Source organism: Methanobacterium formicicum (assembly GCF_029848115.1).
GTDB lineage: Archaea > Methanobacteriota > Methanobacteria > Methanobacteriales > Methanobacteriaceae > Methanobacterium > Methanobacterium formicicum.
Genome location: NZ_JARVXG010000043.1, coordinates 37,501 through 45,213, shown reverse-complemented (window position 1 = coordinate 45,213; position 7,713 = coordinate 37,501). Strand labels below are relative to the sequence as shown.

Genomic DNA, 7,713 nt, shown 5'->3' with positions numbered 1-7,713 from the left:
TCGTAGCATTACTGGAAACAAACACAGTGTTCTTAATCAAACCCAAAGCACTAGAAGGCACCCAACCACGCAGGTAAAGGTATACTGTTTGTGAGGCGTTAATCCAGTTGAAAGTGTATTCAAATGGGTTATTCCATGAGAACCAGTTCACATTGTCCAGACTGTACTCCTGGCTGGTTAACCTTGGATCAAGTGTATCACTGACTTTAACATTAAGAGCATCACTAGGACCGTTATTGGTCACAGTGATGGTGTAGATGATTGGACTGCTTCCTCCAGCAATGACTGTTTCTGGTGCTGTTTTGGTTACATTTAATGTTGCCATGGTTTCTACAGTGTTGTTTACTGTGTTGGAAGTTACATTGTGGGAACTGGTTGAACTATTGGCGGTTGCATTGTTGAGGAGGGTTGTTCCGTTGGGTGTGGATGCATTCACCGTACTGTTTATCATTACCCAGAACACCTGGCTCACATTCATTGGCCCTCCAATAATGTTCGTGACATCTAAAACCAGTGGCCCGGTGAATAGGGTCCATCCACTCCAGCTAATTCCATTGAGACTGTACTGGTAGTATGTGTTGGTTAACCATGAAGACAACGTGTCATCCCTTAAAATCACATCCCTGGCCACACTTGGGCCACTATTGGTTAATGTTAGAGTATAAATCAGATTATTTCCAGCTATTACTGTGCCGGTTGGATTATTTGATTTGATTAATGTTAATTCTGAACTTTGAGTTACGTTGGTTGTGGCTGTGCTGTTGTTATTATTTGGGTTTGGATCGGTGGTGTTTGAAGTTACATTGGCAGTGTTGTTCAAGATTCCTGCGGGTGCTGAAGCGTTTACTGTTGCCCTTATCAGGATAGTGGTGATGTTTCCAGGAGTTAAGTTACCTAAGGATATAGTGAATGAGTTAGATAGAATATCGGCCCAAGATCCTGAATTCACAGAGTATTGTGGGTGAATAAGCATGTTAAACCATGATGCCAGTATAGTATCGGTTAAAACTGCGTTTACTGCTGTATCCGGGCCTTTGTTAGTAACGGTTATGGTGTAAGTCACCTGTTCTCCTGCATTTACCTGGGCATCTCCATTTTTCCGTACTTCCAGATCAGCACCTATAACATGTATCTGGGTGCTGTTATTGGTGGTGTAATTTCTTCCACCAGCAGGTAGTGATGTGTAGTTCAAATTGGCAGTGTTGGTGATGTTTCCACCCGCCAGCAGATAGTTGTTGTCCACTGTGCAGTTGAAGAGCAAAGTGGCACTGTGACTTATCAGGGTTAAACTGGATGTAGTAAAGATTAAAGTATTTCCTGAAACATTTAAAATCCATCCAGATGGTAAAACAGCTGAACCTGTAACATAATGAAGTCCGGAAGGTATCACATCGGTTATTGTAATGTTATATGCATCTGATGTGCTGGAAGGGGTGTGTGTAACATTAATGGCATAGGTGAACTCTTCCCCAACGTTCAGGTTAGTTTTGCTTGGTGTTTTGGTTATCTGCAGGTTGGGTTCAACAACATGTACTGTGGCTGTGTCTGATCCTCCGTTAACACCCTGTCCGGTTTGATTATTGTAGTATAATGTGGCATTGTTAACCAGGTTCTGGCCATTGTAGTTTTCATTGACATTCTGGACCTGTACTGTGTAGTTTATGGTTATATTCCCTTCCTGGGTTATGGTTACATTTCCAAAGCTTATCTGGTAAGTGTTTCCACCGAGATAAGTTACCAAGAACTGGTTAACAGTTACACCAGCTGTTGTAGTATATGTAAATCCGTTTATTCCTCCATTTATTCCCAGACCATTAGGCATAACATCAATTATTTTAAGTTCAGTTGTACTTCCAACTGGTAAGTTTATGTTTATGGATTCAGTGGCTGTTTCTCCTATGGTCAAATTCACAGTTTCGACCCCATTAACTGTTTTAGACACACGAGGTGCTCTGGTAGTCACAGGAGCTGTTACTGTGGTATTTATATTGTTAACTGGGCCTGCGGGTTGTGTGGGGTCTCCAGTTCGCTCACCAGTTGATGTACCCGGATTTCCAGGGGTGGCGTTGTTTGTACCGTGGGGCCCGGGTAGTGTGGTTCCAGTGGCGTTAACCGTGTTGTTCAGTGTGGTATTGAATACAACTTCAGGTTTGACTGTGGCATTGTAGGTTATGTTCAGGTACTGGCCAGGGTTCAGTTTGCTTACTGTTATATTGATTAAATTTGCAGTGGAGTAATTGGTGAAAATTATGGATGGGTCGCTGGGGGTGATTATCATGTGGAGGTAATCCATGGTGAAACCATTCAGGGGATCAATGATGATCAAATCATAAACCGGAGCCCCATTGGTGATGTTGTTGTTTCGGATCTGTATATTGAAGGTTGCTGTGTCCGAATTAGTTAATATGGTCTGGTTTGCTGTTTTGGTAGATGATATCTGAGGAACAATCACATTCAATGTGGTGGGACATACCCCTGTCACATTGCGATTTCCTCCAGTTGCATTGGTAAAACTCAGTGTGGCGTTGTTGGGTATTTTTGTACCTGCCTGGTTCCCAGCTATGTTCAGGACTGTGGTATTAAATATTAGAGTTATGGTTCCATTTTTAAGGCCCTGACCTCCCAGGTAAGTTACATTACCAAGGTAGAAAGTCAAGGGTGAAAATGAAGTGGGGTTGATGGTTAAAAATTCATCAACTGAACTTCCAAAGTCAAATCCGGAAGCTATGATGTTGGCATCACTTCTTTTAATAAATGCAGTTCCAGTATTATACCCTAAACTTGATAACAAATTATCAATTAGGGATACGTTGAATGTTTCACCTTCTGGGACTGTGAACACAAACTGATATGTAACCACTTCTCCCACCATCACATTTGGTGTGGTAGAATCAGGTTCAGAAGTGTTGATTACAGTTTTACTAATTCCCGGTGTAACGGTGTTGATATTAACCACATTGGATTTGTTGGTGTAATTACGGGCATTATCATATCCTGCTGGCATTGATGAAAAGGAAATATTGGCCTGATTCTGGAAAATTGACCCAGTTGGAACGTTGGCATTTACCAGAACCGTGAAGATAAAGTTTAAAGCATTTCCGGCAGTAATATTGGTGTCAAGAATGGATTTGATTAGTACAGTGTTTCCGGATACTGTGAAACTGAAGCCAGAAGGTATTGATACTTGCGTGACAGTGGATGAGTTGAAGAGTACTGGATCTAAAACATCACGTAATTCTATTTGATAAGCTGGTGAAGTACCGTTATTGGTGACTGTTAAGTTAACAGTTACCAGGTCTCCTCCGTCCACTGTAGTGGGTGTTACATTTTTAGTAACTGTCAATTTAGGTTCTACAATGGTAGTGTTCACTGATGTTGTGAATGGAGGTTTGGTGTTTTCTGTCCAGTTAAGGGATGCATTGTTGGTTTTTATGGTTCCATTGGTGTTGGTGGTACTGTTGAGTACTGTGGCATTCAGGAGTATGTAGAATGTGTTGTTGGTGGTTGTGCTGTTGGTGAGTCCGCTAAAAGTGAATGTTACATTCTGACCATTAACAAAAACAGATAATGTTCCTAAAGTACCACTAAAGCCTGTGGTATTCAGTAGGTACTCATCGAGGTTGTAGCTAAAACCTGCTGGTAATGTATCGGTTATGGTGAGGTTGGTTTTAAGACCTTGAGGTAGTGTGACCTTTATTTTATAGGTTACTATTTCTCCTATAGTGAGGTTTCCGCTGTTTCCGTGTATGGTGGAGTCTTCCACAGTTTTGGTTATATTGGGATCACCAGTTCTGACCACTGCCCATCCAGAGTTGGTGTAGTTTCGGCTGTCTGGATCAGGAACACCACCCACCCATGGCAGGGACCAGTAAGTGGCATTGGCTGTGTTGTTGTAGCTAGGTCCAATGTAAGGTGTTTCCAGGGCAGTTATGTTGAAGGTGAAGTTTAATGACTGACCCTGAGTTATGTTTCCTCCAGTGTAAGTTAAAATATGAGTTAGGGGATTGTAACTAAATGTAAATCCAATTGGTGTGAAAACTTCAACTACACTACTTAAATCGAATATTTGACTTGCTCCATCCAGTGAATCAGTTATGATAACATTATAAGCTGTTGATCTTGAATTTGAGTTGTTGTTACTTACCTGTATTGTTACAGTGGTGGTCTGACCTCCCTGCACCGTGTTGGGATTGAATGATTTGTTTACAGTTAGTTGTGGTTCAACCAGGCGAACAATTGCACTGTCAGTTAGGGGTGAGTGACCAGTGTTATTCCAGTCCATGGTGACTCTGTTGGTTCTGGTTCTAGATGTGGTGTGAGGTGGGTTGGATGTGGAGTTATTATCCATGCGTACGGTAAGGTTGATATAAAATGTGCTGTAGCTGGTGGTGTTGGTGAGTCCAGTGAACAGGAATTGAAGGTTGTTGTTTATCTGGTTAAAGGTTAATGGTGCCAGTATTCCACTGAAGTTACTCAGATCCAGCACATAAGAGACATAACTAAGTCCCGCAGGTAAAATATCATTTATATTAATATCTTTTATCTGCCCCGCAGGCAGAGTAACTGCAATTTGGAATAATCCTGTTTCTCCTATGGTTAAATTAGATCCAGAACTTATATTATCAAGAGATTTTATGTAATTCTTATCTAAAATTACATCTCGAACCTGTACTGATGCACTGTCTGAGAAATTGGATTGATCAACTCCAGGATTTCCCACATAATTGGGACTTTCAGGTGGGGTTAACGATGTAAATTTGGTGATGTTGACTGTGTTGTTGATGATCTGTCTAGGGTAAACTGTGCTGTTAAGGGTGGTATTGTAGGTTATTATTATGGTGCTGTTGGTTCCGTTTACTTTGTAGATAGGGTATAATGAAGTGAAATTTAAACCCGTGCTGGTGAAAAGGTCCATAAGGTTTAAACCCGTGATAGTCGCACCATTCAAGTAACTGGCAGTGATACCACTGATTGATGCTATGTATCCTGCATTGGATGTGAGAAGATCATCAGTGACTATAACATTGTAAGCAGGAGCATTACCTGTATTATTAATGGTTATGGTGTAGGTGACCACATCACCTGCCTGTAATCCTGTAGTGGGTGTTGCAGTCTTGTTTATACTAAGTTCTGGTTCTCCAGTTTTCAAGGACACTATACGATTATCTGAGAATGTTTCCCCTGGACTGTTTTCATAGTTGATGTTCAGGAGGTTGGTGAGCCAGAGGCCATCGGCCATGGGATCGCCGGTGGCAGTGATGGTGAACAGTATATGGACTGTGGCATTGGGCTGGGTGGCATTGTAAACATTACCATATTTGAAGGTTATAGTATTCTGGGTGGCATCCACAATCAGTGTGGGTACCACACCGGTTAAACTGGTTAATGTATCATCTTCACCTATTCTCCACTGCCCAGCAGCAGGTATGGTCTGGCTGGTGTCCTGTGCCTGGCCAGTGATAAACTGGGTAGCTCTCAGTAAAGGTATGGGTAAATAATCAATTAGATTAAAGTCGTGCAGGTTACTGGTTGGAACATCTATCAGTAATGAGAAAGTAACAGTGTCTCCTGGTTTTACCACATATGGAGCAGTAGGATCATTTCCATTTATTTTGATTATTTCTTTTGATGGTGTGGGAGCTACTATTATAACCTGACTTCCACTGCTATCCTCCACTTGACTGTTATTATGGGTTAAAACAGCATCAGCAATTACTGCATTATTTATGGGATCATTGGAAACTATTGGATGTAGGGTTGGGGGTTTTACTCCTTCATAATATTCATTGATACGGGCCCAGAAAGTCAGGTTTCCAGTGGTTGCCTCGTAATTTGTTCCGGTATAATTTCCTCCTTCAACAATACCACTGTATCCATTATCAATTAGTAACTGAGTAATGTTGAATACCAGGTAAGTAATTCCAGTGGTGGAGTTATGATAATAATAGAACTGGTTAGGGTTGGTTAAATTGACAAAAAGATTACTGATATCAATACCTGGAATGTGTAAGTTGAGTCGGGGGTTGTAAGTTAATGAGTTCAGGAAACTCTGACCATCCCCCAATATATCATAAAGTACCAGGTTGTTTATGGAGAAATAATCAGAAACCTGGAAGTTGAGTGTATACCTCAGGATGTCAGTGGGTTTGGGTCGGATTGGATCCGTGCTCTCATCATCCACACTTTTCTGTATGGCCAGTGGTTTCAGGGTAAGAGTGTAATTATCAGCAGATGAAACATCAATATTGGTGTAATTCCCAGTGACACTGGCATTGTTGGTGGCATTAACCCATGCCCCTGTATTTGGATCCAGCACGTACTGGGAGTTGTTATCAAATTTTGGAGCATAAACTTGATAGATGATAGTTCTATCAGAACCCAATACTCCAGTAATACTATTAAAGTGTATCCATAATAAACCACCAGGTGTTGTGGTAGAAGGTTCCTGTACCGGACTACCACCATCAACATCAATCACTTGCACGAACTGCAAGTTTCCAGGAAGTAAGTCTTTAACATTAACATCAGTGACTGTCTGGCCATTGGCCACATCAACTGTGAGAGTGTAATCCCATGGATAGTTGGAACCAGTGGCAGTTTCATCTTCATGAGGAGCAACTGTGTTCTTAATGATCTTAATTACCGTGGGAGTTACTTGAGTTGTAGTTTCATTCCCTCGAATTGGTGTTGTGCCTGTTTCATTGGCACCGAACCGAAACACGGGATAGGCGGTGATATTAAGAGGTAATCCCAGAGTGGAGTTACCCCGTAGTAATGCATTGATTTCCAGAACTGCACTTGGTTGACCCGTGGTGAAACTACCTAGAGGATACTCAAGTATGTAAAGACTGTATCCCGGATTTCCAGTCACAGTTAATCCAGATAGTGGATCGATTAATGTACCACTCAGGGGGAATGTTCCTACAAATGTAACGCTCACCGGTGCCCCGAGGAAGTTGGCACTGTTGAATTCTATCTCCGGGGGTAAGATCAACTGGACTGTGGGGCCAAATCCAGTTTCGTTACCATTGTTGTTGAAAGTGAGTGTGAAGTTGAAACTTTCATTTAAAAATTGTTCTCCAGGGGCATCAATGGATAAAGCGGGTTCAGGGCCCAGCTGGAAGTTTGCCCATCCATATAAATTCAGATCAGATGGGTTGGAGCTGAGTTCCGTTGTTATCAGTTTTCGGAGGGTCATGTGTCCAGGATAACTGGCAGTGACATAGAAAGTTCCTTCACTACTTGTGAAGTTGAGTTCGTAATGTCCAGTGGAGTCTGTAGTGGTTTGGGCAAGGGTTGAACCATTATTTGAAGTTAAAGTGAGGGTGACTCCCGGGAATGGGCTTCCATTGGTACAAGTAGTCACATTCCCACTGATTATATTAGAAGAAGTAGGGGAAAAAGAAGAATTTGAAGATTGATCAGGAGTATTTGAGTTATTGGTGTAATTTGAGAGGGATGTCTCCGAAGTTAAAGTAGTTGAATTGTTATTTACAATAGTTGAATTGTTATTCGTGACCCCATCAACGTTTTCTGCAGCTGAAACTATGCCACATGTTAAAAAGATTGTCAAAATAATTATTAAAGATATTCCAACCTTATTTTTTTTGTTGCCCATATTAATCACTCCACCGCTACTAATTGAAAAATGTTCATTTATAAATATGTCAGTAAATTGTCAGTGAATTACAATATTGATTTGTTACTATTATG

The 7,713-nt window shown here is 41.3% G+C and carries 1 protein-coding gene; it reads right to left on the bottom strand.

The features are described from left to right. Positions 1-7,618, bottom strand: a 7,618-nt coding sequence (locus QC759_RS05055) for an isopeptide-forming domain-containing fimbrial protein (RefSeq protein WP_279845199.1), incomplete at its 3' end; no start/stop codon positions are given. Positions 7,619-7,713 lie beyond the last annotated feature (95 nt).